Raw genomic sequence first — 13,027 nt, forward strand, 5'->3', positions numbered from 1 at the left:
CGTCTCTGGAATACGGGATCACCCGCCGTCGCGGGTGATGACAGTCGAGGAAAGAGACTGGCATCGCGCCGGTTCGCAGCGATCGTGCTCCGGCGCCCCCCATCGCTACTTCGGCCCCATCTCGTCGGCTCGGTATTGCCGGGCGAGTTGCTCCAGCACGGCGTTGACCATGCCGGTCTCGTCGCGCTCGACGAAGGCATGGGCGATGTCGACATATTCGGACACGACGACCCGCGCCGGAATGTCCTTGCGCCGCTCCAGCTCATAGGCGCCGGCACGCAGCACCGCGCGCAAGATCGCCTCGATCCGCTGCAGCGGCCAGCCGCGCTCCAGCGCATTGTCCAGCACGGGATCGATCTTGGTCTGGTCGCGCACCACGCCGGAGACGATGTCGCGGAAGAAGGCGGCCTCGGCCGGCAGATACTGCTCGCCCTCGACCTCGTTGCCGAGCCAGTGGCTCTCGAACTCGGCCAGCACGTCGTTGATGCCGGCGCCGGCGATGTCCATCTGGTAGAGCGCCTGCACGGCGGCAAGCCGCGCCGCGCCGCGCCGGTTGGCCTTCCGATCGTTTGCTCTGACCGGGCCCTTGAACGGTTTGTTGCTGCTCTCGGCCATCTCAGCCTCGCGCCAGACGGCGTTTGATGCGCAGCACGGCGAGCGCGGCCCGCGCAGCATCGCCGCCCTTGTTCATTTCCGAGACGCGGGCGCGCGCCCAGGCCTGGTCCTCGGTGTTGACCGTCAGGATGCCGTTGCCGAGCGGCAGGCCGCGCGCCACCGACAGGTCCATCAGCGCCCGCGAGGACTCCTGCGACACGATCTCGAAATGGATGGTGTCGCCGCGGATGACGCAACCGAGCGCGATCGCCGCATCATAGGGCTTGCCGTTCTTGGCGGCCGCATCGAGCGCAATGGCAATGGTCGCCGGAATCTCCAACGATCCGGTGACCGTGAGAACATCATAGCCCACGCCCGCCGCCTTCAGCTCGGCGGTGGCGCCCTCCAGCAGGGCATCCTGAAGATCGTCGTAGAAGCGGGCCTCGACGATCAGCGCCCGGGCGCCGGAGATGTCGGTCTGGTCTTTGAGCGGCGCGCGCCGTGCGTCTGCCATGGTTCTGTTTCCATTGTCTTCAGGTGCCTCGTCCCAAGGGAGCGGCCATCCGGCCGCCTCGCGAAGGGCGAGATGAAATCGGCCTCATGCTGCGAGACGACACATCAGCGCCTCCTCGCAATCAGGGCTGGCCTTGTAGGCGCCAGCGCCCTCAAAGCCAAGACGGAAAGCCCCCTTCGAGGCTACTTCATTTCCGTAAGGCGCGCGGCATAGCGCGCCATCAGGTCGACCTCGATATTGACCTCGCTGCCGGCCTGCCAGGACGACAGCGTGGTGACCGACAGCGTATGCGGAATGATCAGCACCGAGAAGGCCAGTTCGTCGACGGTGTTGACCGTGAGCGAGACGCCGTCGAGGGTGACTGAGCCCTTGGTGGCGATGAAGCGCGCCAGATCCCGCGTTGTCTTCAGCACGAACCGCGCCATATCAGGCAGGTCGTCGCGGCTGACGATGGTCGCGATGCCGTCGACATGACCCGAGACGATGTGACCGCCGAGTTCGTCGCCGATCTTCAGCGCCCGCTCCAGGTTCAGCTTCGTTCCGACGCGCCAGTGCTTGGCCGTGGTCAGCGCCAGCGTCTCCGCGGCGGCATCGACCTCGAACCAGGTCTTGCCGTCGGTGAGGCCCGACTGCACGACCGTGAGGCAGACGCCGTTGTTGGCGATGGACGCGCCATCGGCGATCGTGGCCTGGTCGTAGCTGCAGGCGATGCGCAGCCGGTGCAGCTTGCCCTCGGTCCGCGGCGTCAGGCTGACGATCTCGCCGATGTCGGTGACGATGCCGGTAAACATTACGCGCGCTCGTAAATCGTAAGGGTGTCGGGATCGAGCGTTTCGCTAGCACGAACGCGATAGGCCGGCGACTGCGTGATTGCGGTCAGCGGCAATGCATCCAGCGCAGCGATCCCGTCCGCTCCGATCTCCCCGGGACCACGCAGCAGCCAGATTTCATCGACCAAGCCACTTGCCATGAAAGATGATGCGACGCGGCTGCCGCCTTCGATCATCAAACGGGTGATGCCCTTCTCGGCGAGCGCCTTGAGCACGGCGGGTGGCTCCAGTGCCGACGGTGCGACCTGCGGCGGCAGGCGGATCACCTGCGCGCCGGCGGCCCCCAGCTTGGTCGCTGCGGCGGGCTCCGCCACCTCAGAGGCAACGAGCCAAAGCGGCGTCGTCCGCGCTGACTGCACCAGACGGCTGGCGGTCGGGAGGCGCAGGACGGGGTCGAGCACGACACGGACCGGCGAGCGAGATTCCATGCCGGGCAGCCGGCAGGTCAGCAGCGGATCGTCGGCGATCGCGGTGCGCACGCCGATCAGGATCGCGTCGCTCTGGGCACGCAACACATGCACGCGCGTCCGCGCCGCTTCGCCGGTGATCGCGACCGGCGTGTTGCCCGCGGCTGCAATCTTGTCGTCGGCCGAGACGGCAAGCTTCAGGATCACATGCGGCCGCCCGTCGCGGATGCGTCGGAAATGACCCGAATGGTCGCGCTTGGCGTCCGCCGAGCAGAGGCCGACCTCGACCTGGATGCCGGCAGCGCGGAGCTTCGCATGTCCCTGCCCTGCGACCTCTGGATTGGGATCCTCGATCGCCGAGACGACGCGGCTGATTCCGGCTGCGATGACAGCGTCCACGCAAGGCGGCGACTTGCCGACATGCGAACACGGCTCCAGCGTCACGTAGAGCGTGGCGCCTTTGGCTGCCTCCCCGGCACGGCGCAGCGCCTCGGGCTCGCCATGAGGACGTCCACCGGGCTGGGTCCAGCCGCGGCCGACGATCACGCCGTCCTTGACCACCACGGCACCGACGGCGGGATTGGGCCAGGTCCGCCCCAACCCGCGGCGGCCGAGCGTCAGCGCGAGCTGCATGAAGCGGCGGTCGGCGTCCTTCTGAGCCTTCAGCTTCTCGCCGACCTGATCGACCAGAACCCGGAAGATCATTTGCGGACCGGCGCGAGGCGCGGTGCTTCGTCCTCCGCCGAGAGCTCGCCGAGCACGGCCTCGAAATCCTTGGCCTCGCGGAAATTGCGGTAGACCGAGGCGAAGCGGACATAGGCCACGTCGTCGAGATCGCGCAGATGCTCCATCACGATCTCGCCGATCGCCTCCGAGGACACTTCCGACTCGCCGCCGCTCTCGAGCTCGCGCACGATCGCCGAGACCATCTTCTCGACCCGCTCCGGATCGACCGAGCGCTTGCGCAAGGAGATCTGCACCGAGCGCATCAGCTTGTCGCGGTCGAACGGCACGCGGCGGCCGTTGCGCTTGATCACGGTCAGTTCGCGCAGCTGCACCCGCTCGAAGGTCGTGAAGCGGAAATTGCAGGTGACGCAGACCCGCCGCCGCCGGATCACCGAGGAATCCTCGGTGGGGCGGGAGTCCTTCACCTGCGTATCGAGACTGTTGCAGCTCGGGCAGCGCATTTCGCGTTAAGCCTTACTGATAGATCGGGAACCGGTCGGTCAGCGCCTTCACCTTCTCCTTGACCGCAGCTTCCACCAGCGGCGCGCTGCCGTCCGGCGCCTGTGCGATCGCGTTCAGCACCTCGGCGATCAGGCTGCCGACCTGCTGGAATTCGGCGACGCCGAAGCCGCGGGTGGTCGCCGCGGGGGTGCCGAGACGCAGGCCCGAGGTGACGAACGGCTTCTCGGGGTCGAACGGGATGCCGTTCTTGTTGCAGGTGATGCCGGCGCGGACCAGCGCCTTCTCCGAGACGTTGCCCTTCAGGGCCTTGGGCCGGAGGTCGACCAGCATCAAATGGTTGTCGGTGCCGCCGGAGACGATGTCGAAGCCGTGCGCGCGCAGCGATTCCGCCAACGCCTTCGCATTCTCGACGATGTTCTTCGCGTAAGTCTTGAACTCCGGCCGCAGCGCCTCGGCGAAGGCCACCGCCTTGGCCGCGATCACATGCATCAGCGGACCGCCCTGCAGGCCCGGGAAGATCGCCGAGTTCAGCTTCTTGGTCAGCGCCTCGTCGTTCCAGAGGATCAGGCCGCCGCGCGGGCCACGCAGCGATTTGTGGGTCGTGGTCGTCGTGACGTGGGCATGCGGCACCGGCGAGGCATGTACGCCGCCGGCGACGAGACCGGCGAAGTGCGCCATGTCGACCAGGAGGTAGGCTCCGACGTGGTCTGCGATCTCGCGGAAGCGCTTGAAGTCCCACGGGCGCGAGTAGGCGCTGCCACCGGCGATGATCAGCTTCGGCTTGACCTCCTCGGCCTGCTTGGCGACCGCATCCATGTCGATCAGATGATCGTCACGGCGGACCGTGTAATGCGCGGCCTTGAACCACTTGCCGGACATGTTGACCGGCGAGCCGTGGGTGAGATGGCCGCCGGCGGCGAGGTCGAGGCCCATGAAGGTGTCGCCGGGCTGCAGGAGCGCCAGGAACACGGCCTGGTTCATCTGGCTGCCGGAGTTCGGCTGGACGTTGGCGAAATTGGCGCCGAACAGCTTCTTGGCGCGGTCGATCGCGAGGTTCTCCGCGACGTCGACCCATTCGCAGCCGCCATAATAGCGCGCGCCCGGATACCCTTCCGCGTACTTGTTGGTCATCACCGAGCCCTGGGCCTCCAGGACCGCCCGGCTGACGATGTTTTCCGAGGCGATCAGCTCGATCTCGTGTCGTTGCCGACCGAGCTCACCCTTGATGGCGGCGGCGATCTCGGGATCGGCCTCGGCCAGGGTGGCGGAGAAGAAGGAATCGACTGACGAGGCGGGCTTGGCGCTGGAAGCGGTCATCGGCGGAATATCTCCACGTCCGCAAGGCCTTAGGTGGCCTGCGGTCGGTTCAGTGAAGTCGGTCGGAAAAGACCCCTGCCCTTACCATATGGGCGGCGGCAGGCCAAGGGACAGACCAAGCGGTTGCGGGTCAAACCGGATATTTGCGCCAGATATGGTGGACGAGGTCCGGAGCAAGCCCTGCTCAAGCCCCGCCGCAGGAGTGCCAGCTCTCCGATATCTGCCACGTTTCCTTGGTCCGGAGATTGGTCGCCTTGTAGATTCGCCCGCGATCATCGCCGGGCGGGCACTGCTTCGGCTTCGAGACGGTGCAGAGACGCACGGGATCGCCCAGTTTGGAATGGGCCACGGCGGCGTTCCACTCTGCGTCGATCTGCTCGGCACCGTTCTGGTACAGCACGTGCTTCCCCGGATCCATCATGGGATCACCATCCTTGTCGACCTTTTCGCTGGAGTTGAACGGGGTCGGCGACAGCGGCTCATCAAACCGATCAGCAATTTTCGTGATCGTCGTCGCTGCGCAGGCGCCTATTCTGGCCAGTGCTTCTCGACTGTTCGGTCCCTTCTGGGGTTAAACCGTCTCAGCCATACTCCTCGTGGGCAGGCTCAGCTCACCGCACGCGAAGGCCAAGATTCCTGCCACGACAATGACTCGGGACACCAAATGCATCGCCCCCCAAATACAAACAACCTGCATGAAACCGGACGGTCTCATACAGGTTGTGAGGCAAGCGCGCGGCGAGCAATGCCGCACCGAAAGAAATCAGAGGCCGGTGTAGCCCGCCTTCACCGGATCGACGCGGCCATCGAGCTGACGCAGATAGGTCAGGCCGCATACCGTCAGGCGGTGCGGATCGCGCTCGCCGGCTTCGAACAAGGTCTGGATATAGGCGCTCACCTTGCGGCGCGCCTCGTCGCTCGCCGCGGCGGTGCGGTTCGCCAGCAGGTCGTAAGTGTGCATGATGCGATCGATGGCGGCTTCCATATCATCCCCTCTTGAACGTCAGGCCGTCAGGCAGACTTGAACATCGAGATCGCCTTGTTGGCGAGCTTGAGCTTGTTGAATTCTCCGCGGTGAATCAGCTGAACAATGATGTCGACAAGTCTCTCGTTCGGCGCGAACTCCTCTGGCAGCTCGCCGGAGAGACGCAGATAGTTGGAGGCGATGGCATAGGCATCCCCAACCATCGCCACGTTCATGACTTGCATTCCGGCATCGTGCAGCATGGTCCGACCTCCGGTCCAGGGACATAAGCCCAGGAGCCTCGATTGGTTCCAATTCGGACCGGGGTTTTTGCCAAGGTTTTTGCCAAGGCGAACAAGAAAACGCCGGCCCGAAGGGGCCGGCGCAAGAACGACTTCCAGACGATCAACGGCTGTCCGGTTTTGGCTCTCGATGTCTGAGCCGGCTCAGCCGAAACGGTGAGACTGGCTCAGAGGCGATACAGGATCTGGTCGGTCCAGAACCGCTCGAGACGATGCAGCGACTTGTTGAGCGTGGAGAACTCCTCGCTCGAAATGCCGCCGACCTGCTCCACGGTCTTGACGTGCTTCTGATACAGCGAGTCGACGATGCGGCGGATCTCCTGCCCCTGCGGGGTCAGGCGGATGCGGACCGAGCGGCGATCGACGCGCGAGCGCTGGTGATCGAGGAAGCCGAGCTCGACCAGCTTCTTCAGGTTGTAGGAGACGTTGGAGCCGAGATAGTAGCCGCGCGTGCGCAGCTCGCCCGCGGTCAGCTCCTTGTCGCCGATGTTATAGAGCAGCAGCGCCTGGACCGAATTGATATCGGAACGACCACGGCGGTCGAACTCGTCCTTGATGACGTCGAGCAGACGGCGATGCAGCCGCTCCACCAGCGTCAGTGCTTCCAGATAGAGCGACTGCACGGTGCCGCCCTGGCCCGGCGCAGCAGTCTCCACGGCCGTCGCAACGGCTTTCATCATGACACTTCCCCTGTCGTCGTTTTTGTCGACTTATTCGACGAAACTTTTGTCCCGTCTGATAGAACGAACTTAAGGGGCGTGCTTTGAAGATCGCCTTAAATAAGAGCATAAAGAGAGAATGAATCGCGGAGAGTGAATCCTCTTTTAATTCAGTAATTACAGAGGCTTTTGCAATAGTCCGTTGACGGTCGAGGGGCGATGTTCGCGGTTCGTTTCACCCACCTGTCGCATTACAAAACACGCTTGGGTAGCGCCGCTAAGGTCTCTGTAACGGCTGTGGCAGACGCTCTTAAGGTGTTCGAAACATTACTTGCATCGCGCTGAAAAGATTTACAGCGTGCAACGAATTTTCCGCACGACCTATGGTGGCCGCTCCCGGGCCGCCATCCAGGCCAGCACGAGGTAGGCGGCGAGCATGACCGCCTCGCCCGCGACCACCAGCAGATTGCCGCCATAGATGCCCGGGAACATGAGCTCGATGACCGCCATCGAGACGACCGTGGTGAGCCACACCACCGCGCCCCACGGCGTGGCCAGCCACAGGCCCACGGCGGCGACGAGCTCGATCACCGCGAAATAGACCGTCGCGGCCTGCCAGGCCATCGCCTGGTTCTCGAACGCGTCGTCCTCGCCGCCGATGAAGCCGGTCACCTGGGCCCAATGGTAAAGGCCCTTGGCAATCGAGAGCATGGCCATGACCCGCAGGAACAGCACGAGCCGCCGCGTCCAGACATTGTCGTCGCTCTCGCGCCGATCCGAGGACATGGCGGCAATCGACATGGCGGCGTTGTCACGCGCCAGATCTCGCGCCGAGGGAATCTCAGCCATGGCAGCTCGAGCAGAACAGGCGGGTCGTCATTGGGGCCTCTCAAGACCAGGAGCATGGCGATTCTTGGCCGGCCGGACCGTGAAATCAACCGGGCCGGAAATCAACCGGGCCGCTTGCGTCAGGTCAAGTGACGGGCGACGGGCAAAGTGCTACAGATTGTTGGAATTACAACAAGTCAAAATCCGGCTCGCCGGTCAGCAAGGAGCCAGCCCTCATGGCGATCAAATTCGGGCGCCCGATCGACCTGCGCGACACCGCGCGCAATCCGGCCACTGGACTGACGCCGGCGCTCGACCTCACCATCCGTCCCCGCCGCAACCGCAAAGCTGAATGGGCCCGCCGGCTGGTGCGCGAGAACGTGCTCACGACGGACGATCTGATCTGGCCCCTGTTCGTGGTGCAGGGCGACCGGACCCGCAGCACCGTCGCCTCGATGCCGGGCGTGGAGCGGCTGAGCGTCGACGAGATCGTCCGCGACGCCGAGCGCGCCGCCAAGCTCGACATTCCCTGCATCGCGCTGTTCCCCTATACCGAGCCGTCGCTGCGCGACGAGCACGGCTCCGAGGCCTGCAATCCGGACAATTTGGTCTGCCAGGCGGTGCGTGCGATCAAGAAGGAGTTCCCGGAGATCGGCGTGCTCTGCGACGTCGCGCTCGATCCGTTCACCAGCCACGGTCATGACGGCCTCATCAAGGACGGCCGCATTCTCAACGACGAGACGGTCGCCGTGCTGGTGCGCCAGGCCCTGGTCCAGGCCGAAGCCGGCTGCGACATCATCGCGCCGTCGGACATGATGGACGGCCGGGTCGGCGCGATCCGCCAGGCCCTGGATCAAGCCGGCTTCCTCGACGTGCAGATCATGGCCTATGCGGCCAAATATGCCTCCGCCTTCTACGGCCCGTTCCGCGACGCGATCGGCTCGGCCAAGACGCTGACCGGCGACAAGCGCACCTATCAGATGGACAGCGCCAACTCCGACGAGGCGCTGCGCGAGGTCGAGCTCGACATCGCCGAGGGCGCCGACATGGTGATGGTGAAGCCAGGCATGCCCTATCTCGACGTCGTCAGGCGCGTGAAGGACACGTTCAGCATGCCGACCTTCGCCTATCAGGTGTCGGGCGAATACGCGATGATCACGGCCGCCGCCAACAATGGCTGGATCGACGGCGACCGGGCGATGATGGAAAGCCTGCTGGCGTTCAAGCGTGCCGGCGCCGACGGCGTGCTCACCTATTTCGCCCCGCAAGCTGCCGAGCGGCTGCGGCAGCAGCGCTGAGGAGGCGCCAGGATCTTTCCGAGACCCCCACGCTCCTTGAGCGGGCCGCTCCTTTCGCCTGCGCGGGCCGCCGGCTCGCGAAGTTCTGGCTTACAAGTCGCGAAATAGCCGGAAATTTGCCGCGCCCCGAGCAAGAACAGCCCTTGCAAGCGCAAGAGGGGTTCCCATGTCCTGGGTGCCAATCCGGAGGGCTTATTCATGGCGTATATGGGTTCAGGCGATAGCAATGGCGGTCCCGGTGCTCGGCCACACGCTTACGATCCCTATCAGCAGCCGGAATTGTTTCGCGGCGTGCTGACGCGGCGGATGATTGCGTTCCTGATCGATCTCCTGGTGCTCTCGGTCCCGGTGATCCTGGCGGTGATCTTCATTGCCGTGTTCGGCGTGGTCACGCTGGGTCTCGGCTGGGCGTTGTTCTGGCTGGTGTCGCCGGCTGCGGTGATCTGGGCCATCGTCTACTACGGCGCAACGATCGGCGGGCCGAACTCGGCGACGATCGGCATGCGGGTGATGGATCTGGAGGTACGGACCTGGTATGGCGCGCCGGGCTATTTCGTGCTCGGTGCCGTGCACGCGGTCTGCTTCTGGATCTCGGTCTCGGCGTTGTCGCCGTTCGTGCTGCTGATCGGACTGTTCAACAGCCGCCGCCGGCTGCTGCACGATTTCGTGCTCGGTACCGTCGTGATCAACACGTCCGTGCGCTCGCAACTGACTGAACCGGCTCGCACCTGATGAGACGTCCGGTGGCACTGCAAAAGCGATTGACCGGCCGCCTCCGGAGCGCAATTCTGTTGATGATCGCCTCGGAGGCTCACGACGTTCCTTGACCCAGCATTCGCGTGACACCCCGCAATTCTACCTGACCGCGCCCTCGCCCTGCCCCTATCTGCCGGGGCGGCAGGAACGCAAGGTGTTCACGCATCTGGTCGGCGACAAGGCGACCGATCTCAACGACCTCCTGACCCATGGCGGCTTCCGCCGCAGCCAGTCGATCGCTTACCGGCCGGCCTGCGACCAATGCCGGGCCTGCGTGTCCGTCCGCGTGATCGCCAACGAATTCCGCCCCTCGCGCAACTTCCGCAAGGTGCTCGCGCGCAATTCCGATCTGGTCGGCGAGCAGCGCAGCGCCGTGCCGACCTCCGAGCAATATTCGATCTTCCGCAGCTATCTCGATCAGCGCCATCGTCATGGCGGCATGGCCGACATGACGGTGCTCGATTACGCCATGATGGTCGAGGACAGCCATGTCGAGACGCGAATCATCGAGTACCGCCGCCGCAATCTGAGCAACGGTCCGAATGCCCGCAGCGGCGAACTGGTCGCAGTGGCGCTGACGGACGTGCTCAGCGACGGCCTGTCGATGGTGTACTCGTTCTTCGACCCCTCGGAGACCACGCGCTCGCTCGGCACCTTCATGATCCTCGACCACATCGCCCGGGCGCGGCGCCAGGGCCTGCCCTACGTCTATCTGGGCTACTGGATCGAGGGTTCGAAGAAGATGGACTACAAGAGTCGCTATCTGCCGCAACAACGTCTCGCGGCTGCCGGCTGGCTGCGCGTGGATGCCGAAGGCGACACCGCGCCCGAGCCGCAGGACTAGAGGAGGCGAATAGCGAATGGGGAGTAGCGAATAGAGCGCTTCGAACGTCCCTATTCGCTACTCCCCACTCGCTATTCGCCTCTCCTCATCATCCCGTGGCCAGATCCCACACCAGCTTGGTATTGAGCGCAATGATCACCACCGCGATCAAGGTCGCGAGCGCCGTCAGCCAGCGCGGCGCCACGAACTGCCCCATCTTGGCCCGGCTCGCGGTGAACAGCACCAGCGGCACGATCGCGAACGGCAGTTGCAGGCTGAGCACGACCTGACTGAGGATCAGGAGCTGCCCGGTCGCCTTCTCGCCGGCCCAGATCGTCACCACCACGGCCGGCACGATTGCGATCATGCGGGTGATCAGCCGGCGCAGCCAGGGCGCGATCCGCCAGTGAAGAAAGCCTTCCATCACGATCTGACCGGACAGGGTCGCGGTGATCGTCGAATTCAGGCCGCAGCACAAAAGCGCGATCGCAAACAGCGTCGGTGCCAGCGTCGACCCGAGCAGCGGCGCCAGGAAGGAATGCGCCTGATCAAGCTCGGCGACGTCGCGTTGTCCGGTCCGGTGGAACGTCGCCGCCGCCAGGATCAGGATCGAGGCGTTGATGGTCAGCGCAAGGCACAGCGCGATGGTCGAATCGATCGTGGAGAGCGTGATCGCCTCGCGCTTGTCCTCTGGGCTGTCGCCGTAGCCGCGGGTCTGGACCAGACCCGAGTGGAGATACAAATTGTGCGGCATCACGGTGGCGCCGAGAATGCCGAGCGCCAGATAGAGCATCTCCGGGTTGGCGATCAGCTGTCCGCTGGGGACGAAGCCTTTCACCACCTCGGCCCAGTCCGGCTGCGCCATCGCGATCTGGATCGCGAAGCACAGCGCGATGATGCCGAGCAGCGCGACCACGAACGCCTCGATCCAACGGAAGCCGAAGGCCTGCAGCGCCAGGATCAGAAAGACATCGAGCGCGGTGACGCAGACGCCGATCGACAGCGGCAGCCCGAACAGCAGGCTGAGACCGATCGCAGTACCGATCACCTCGGCGAGGTCGGTGGCCGTGATCGCGATCTCCGCCGACAGCCACAGCGGCAACGAGACCCAGCGCGGCGTCGAATCGCGGCACGCCTGGGCCAGGTCGCGGCCGGTGGCGACGCCGAGCCGGGTGCACAGCGACTGCAGCACGATCGCCATCAGGTTGGACAGCAGCGCGACCGACAACAGCACGTAGCCGAACTTGGCACCGCCGGCGAGCGAGGTCGCCCAATTGCCGGGGTCCATGTAGCCGACCGCGACCAGATAGCCGGGCCCGAGAAAGGCGAGCAGCTTTCGCCAGAGCGACCCCTTGGTTGCGGTTCGCACCGTCGCGAACATGTCGCCGAGAGAGGGCTCACCGCGCTCACCGCGCCAGCCGGAGCGGCCGTCGCTGGGCTGAACCAAGGCTTGCAGTTGCGAAAGATCTGACGGTTTTGCGTCCATTCCGCTATCCTGAACGAAACCGACCTTTAATGCAACTGATTTGCAAGTAGAGGAGCGCTGCAGGCGGGTGCCCGCGAGCGTTGGTATTAATCCAATACCATTCCATCATGGCAGCTGCTCGCCCTTGCCGATTCGCGAGAGCGCCTGAAGCACACACGAATCGGCGCGGCCGGGTCCCCGTCTCCCCACTGACCGGATCCAACATGTCTGCCCACCTTGGCCTCCGACCGATCTCCAACGCGCCTGTTCCTTGCAAGATCTGTGACGGTCCTGCCGACCTCTACGGCGTCGTCGACATGAACCGCCCATGCCAGACGGCGCATGCGTATCGCGCGCCGCTCTCGGGTGTGCCCATCTATTACCGGCGCTGCGCGGACTGCGGCTTTCTGTTCACCGACGCCTTCGACGACTGGAGCATCGAGCAGTTCAAGACCCACATCTACAACGACGGCTACGAAGCCGTGGATCCCGACTATCGGGTCAAGCGCCCGACCGACAATGCGGCGGCCGTCGCCCGCTTCTGGGCGCCACACAAGGCCGGCATGCGGGTGCTCGACTTCGGCGGCGGCAACGACGTGTTCTGCACCGGCCTGCGTGCTCAAGGCTTTGCGGAAGCGGTCACCTATGATCCGATGGTGGCCGAGCACGCCACCCGCCCCGATCGCAAGTTCGATCTCGTCACCTGCTTCGAGACGCTGGAGCACGTGCCCGATCCGCTGGCGACGATCGGAGCCATGGCGGCCTGCGTGGCCGAACCGGGCGCGGTGTTCTACTCGACACTGACGCAGCCCGACGACTTCGACAGCCAGGGCATGTCCTGGTGGTATGTCGCACCGCGCAACGGCCACATCTCGATCTATACCAAGCATGCGCTGGCGCTGGCCTGGCACCGGTTCGGATTCAAGACAGCGCCGCTGAATGCCGGCACGCATCTGGCGTTCCGCACGCTGCCCCCGGAATGGGGATTAGCCGAGGCCCCGACCGCGGCATAGGCCGTCCGCAGCACGACGGCCGATACCGGAGATCAGGAAGCGGGTGGGCGCAAGGAGGCGGCGTGGTGA

Annotated in this window: 16 protein-coding genes; 4 read left to right on the forward strand and 12 right to left on the reverse strand. The window is 64.8% G+C overall.

Going from position 1 to position 13,027, the window contains the following annotated elements; translation table 11 throughout:
* Positions 1–105: 105 nt before the first annotated feature.
* The 11 genes from nusB to QX121_RS19450 all read right to left on the reverse strand — a co-directional run bounded on the left by nusB (position 106) and on the right by QX121_RS19450 (position 7,624).
* The gene (gene nusB, locus QX121_RS19400; RefSeq protein WP_315798031.1) at positions 106–615 is read right to left on the reverse strand and encodes a transcription antitermination factor NusB; all 510 of its coding nucleotides are present in this window, start codon (positions 613–615) and stop codon (positions 106–108) included.
* Between the two features lies 1 nt (position 616).
* Positions 617–1,108, reverse strand: a complete 492-nt coding sequence (gene ribH / locus QX121_RS19405; RefSeq protein WP_315740221.1) for a 6,7-dimethyl-8-ribityllumazine synthase — start codon at positions 1,106–1,108, stop codon at positions 617–619.
* A gap of 182 nt (positions 1,109–1,290) precedes the next feature.
* Positions 1,291–1,899, reverse strand: coding sequence for a riboflavin synthase (locus tag QX121_RS19410; RefSeq protein WP_315773144.1), 609 nt, complete (start codon positions 1,897–1,899; stop codon positions 1,291–1,293).
* Positions 1,899–3,050, reverse strand: a complete 1,152-nt coding sequence (gene ribD, locus QX121_RS19415; protein WP_315773142.1) for a bifunctional diaminohydroxyphosphoribosylaminopyrimidine deaminase/5-amino-6-(5-phosphoribosylamino)uracil reductase RibD — start codon at positions 3,048–3,050, stop codon at positions 1,899–1,901. The genes QX121_RS19410 and ribD overlap by 1 nt, the downstream gene beginning before the upstream one ends.
* Complete coding sequence (gene nrdR / locus QX121_RS19420; protein WP_006612773.1) at positions 3,047–3,532, reverse strand: transcriptional regulator NrdR; 486 nt, start codon at positions 3,530–3,532, stop codon at positions 3,047–3,049. Before nrdR ends, ribD begins: the two co-directional genes overlap by 4 nt.
* 13 nt (positions 3,533–3,545) lie before the next feature.
* Positions 3,546–4,850 carry a serine hydroxymethyltransferase gene (glyA, locus tag QX121_RS19425; RefSeq protein ID WP_315740224.1) on the reverse strand — a complete coding sequence of 435 codons (1,305 nt, stop codon included), beginning with the start codon at positions 4,848–4,850 and terminating at the stop codon, positions 3,546–3,548.
* A 184-nt stretch (positions 4,851–5,034) separates the two neighbouring features.
* On the reverse strand, positions 5,035–5,271 hold the full coding sequence (locus QX121_RS19430; RefSeq protein ID WP_315812793.1) for a hypothetical protein: 237 nt from the start codon (positions 5,269–5,271) through the stop codon (positions 5,035–5,037).
* Between the two features lie 342 nt (positions 5,272–5,613).
* A complete protein-coding gene (locus QX121_RS19435) occupies positions 5,614–5,835 on the reverse strand; it encodes a hypothetical protein (protein ID WP_315711437.1) in 222 nt (73 codons plus the stop codon).
* 26 nt (positions 5,836–5,861) lie between these two features.
* On the reverse strand, positions 5,862–6,077 hold the full coding sequence (locus QX121_RS19440; protein WP_315740226.1) for a hypothetical protein: 216 nt from the start codon (positions 6,075–6,077) through the stop codon (positions 5,862–5,864).
* Between the two features lie 206 nt (positions 6,078–6,283).
* Positions 6,284–6,796, reverse strand: a complete 513-nt coding sequence (gene ldtR / locus QX121_RS19445) for a transcriptional regulator LdtR (protein ID WP_008962376.1) — start codon at positions 6,794–6,796, stop codon at positions 6,284–6,286.
* Between the two features lie 360 nt (positions 6,797–7,156).
* A complete protein-coding gene (locus tag QX121_RS19450; protein ID WP_315740227.1) occupies positions 7,157–7,624 on the reverse strand; it encodes a DUF6163 family protein in 468 nt (155 codons plus the stop codon).
* 215 nt (positions 7,625–7,839) lie between these two features.
* On the opposite strand from QX121_RS19450, the gene hemB reads away from it, so the two are divergent.
* The 3 genes from hemB to QX121_RS19465 all read left to right on the forward strand — a co-directional run bounded on the left by hemB (position 7,840) and on the right by QX121_RS19465 (position 10,501).
* Complete coding sequence (gene hemB / locus QX121_RS19455) at positions 7,840–8,901, forward strand: porphobilinogen synthase (protein ID WP_315758572.1); 1,062 nt, start codon at positions 7,840–7,842, stop codon at positions 8,899–8,901.
* A 198-nt stretch (positions 8,902–9,099) separates the two neighbouring features.
* Positions 9,100–9,633: an RDD family protein gene (locus QX121_RS19460; protein ID WP_315758573.1), complete on the forward strand. Its 534-nt coding sequence runs from the start codon at positions 9,100–9,102 to the stop codon at positions 9,631–9,633.
* A gap of 91 nt (positions 9,634–9,724) precedes the next feature.
* Positions 9,725–10,501: an arginyltransferase gene (locus QX121_RS19465; RefSeq protein WP_315773141.1), complete on the forward strand. Its 777-nt coding sequence runs from the start codon at positions 9,725–9,727 to the stop codon at positions 10,499–10,501.
* A gap of 88 nt (positions 10,502–10,589) precedes the next feature.
* Here the strand turns inward: QX121_RS19465 and QX121_RS19470 are convergent, their stop codons facing one another.
* Positions 10,590–11,966, reverse strand: coding sequence for an Nramp family divalent metal transporter (locus tag QX121_RS19470; protein WP_315775168.1), 1,377 nt, complete (start codon positions 11,964–11,966; stop codon positions 10,590–10,592).
* Positions 11,967–12,169: 203 nt separating this feature from the next.
* On the opposite strand from QX121_RS19470, the gene QX121_RS19475 reads away from it, so the two are divergent.
* Positions 12,170–12,958: a class I SAM-dependent methyltransferase gene (locus QX121_RS19475; protein ID WP_315812794.1), complete on the forward strand. Its 789-nt coding sequence runs from the start codon at positions 12,170–12,172 to the stop codon at positions 12,956–12,958.
* The last annotated feature ends 69 nt before the right edge of the window (positions 12,959–13,027 follow it).

This window comes from Bradyrhizobium sp. SZCCHNR2028 (assembly GCF_032380995.1).
In the GTDB taxonomy this organism is placed as follows: domain Bacteria; phylum Pseudomonadota; class Alphaproteobacteria; order Rhizobiales; family Xanthobacteraceae; genus Bradyrhizobium.

What these genes read in the sequence shown, in the direction of transcription:
- nusB (WP_315798031.1), bottom strand. Translation starts at nt 615, where the DNA reads ATGGCCGAGAGCAGCAACAAACCGTTCAAGGGCCCGGTCAGAGCAAAC.
- ribH (WP_315740221.1), bottom strand. Translation starts at nt 1,108, where the DNA reads ATGGCAGACGCACGGCGCGCGCCGCTCAAAGACCAGACCGACATCTCC.
- QX121_RS19410 (WP_315773144.1), bottom strand. Translation starts at nt 1,899, where the DNA reads ATGTTTACCGGCATCGTCACCGACATCGGCGAGATCGTCAGCCTGACG.
- ribD (WP_315773142.1), bottom strand. Translation starts at nt 3,050, where the DNA reads ATGATCTTCCGGGTTCTGGTCGATCAGGTCGGCGAGAAGCTGAAGGCT.
- nrdR (WP_006612773.1), bottom strand. Translation starts at nt 3,532, where the DNA reads ATGCGCTGCCCGAGCTGCAACAGTCTCGATACGCAGGTGAAGGACTCC.
- glyA (WP_315740224.1), bottom strand. Translation starts at nt 4,850, where the DNA reads ATGACCGCTTCCAGCGCCAAGCCCGCCTCGTCAGTCGATTCCTTCTTC.
- QX121_RS19430 (WP_315812793.1), bottom strand. Translation starts at nt 5,271, where the DNA reads ATGATGGATCCGGGGAAGCACGTGCTGTACCAGAACGGTGCCGAGCAG.
- QX121_RS19435 (WP_315711437.1), bottom strand. Translation starts at nt 5,835, where the DNA reads ATGGAAGCCGCCATCGATCGCATCATGCACACTTACGACCTGCTGGCG.
- QX121_RS19440 (WP_315740226.1), bottom strand. Translation starts at nt 6,077, where the DNA reads ATGCTGCACGATGCCGGAATGCAAGTCATGAACGTGGCGATGGTTGGG.
- ldtR (WP_008962376.1), bottom strand. Translation starts at nt 6,796, where the DNA reads ATGATGAAAGCCGTTGCGACGGCCGTGGAGACTGCTGCGCCGGGCCAG.
- QX121_RS19450 (WP_315740227.1), bottom strand. Translation starts at nt 7,624, where the DNA reads ATGGCTGAGATTCCCTCGGCGCGAGATCTGGCGCGTGACAACGCCGCC.
- hemB (WP_315758572.1), top strand. Translation starts at nt 7,840, where the DNA reads ATGGCGATCAAATTCGGGCGCCCGATCGACCTGCGCGACACCGCGCGC.
- QX121_RS19460 (WP_315758573.1), top strand. Translation starts at nt 9,100, where the DNA reads ATGGCGTATATGGGTTCAGGCGATAGCAATGGCGGTCCCGGTGCTCGG.
- QX121_RS19470 (WP_315775168.1), bottom strand. Translation starts at nt 11,966, where the DNA reads ATGGACGCAAAACCGTCAGATCTTTCGCAACTGCAAGCCTTGGTTCAG.
- QX121_RS19475 (WP_315812794.1), top strand. Translation starts at nt 12,170, where the DNA reads ATGTCTGCCCACCTTGGCCTCCGACCGATCTCCAACGCGCCTGTTCCT.